Source organism: Pararhodobacter sp. CCB-MM2 (assembly GCF_001691415.1).
Classification (GTDB): domain Bacteria; phylum Pseudomonadota; class Alphaproteobacteria; order Rhodobacterales; family Rhodobacteraceae; genus Pararhodobacter.
On record NZ_LRRR01000126.1, the window covers coordinates 1 to 216 of the forward strand.

Sequence of the window (216 nt, forward strand, 5' to 3'; positions counted from 1 at the left end):
GCAAGTCCACGCTGATGCACTGTCTGGCCGGCCTGGACGTGGTCACATCGGGCGAGATCTTCGTCGGTGACCAGCAGGTGAGCGGCATGTCCGAGAAGAACCTCACCCAGCTCCGCCGGAGCCAGATCGGCTTCATCTTCCAGCAGTTCAATCTGCTGCCCACGCTGACGGCGGCGGAGAACATCCTGCTGCCGCTGGCGATCGCCGGCCGCAAGC

Annotated in this window: 1 protein-coding gene; it reads left to right on the top strand. The window is 64.8% G+C overall.

Going from position 1 to position 216, the window contains the following annotated elements:
- On the top strand, positions 1-216 hold a 216-nt coding region (locus BCY78_RS24455; RefSeq protein ID WP_139103337.1), incomplete at both ends, for an ATP-binding cassette domain-containing protein.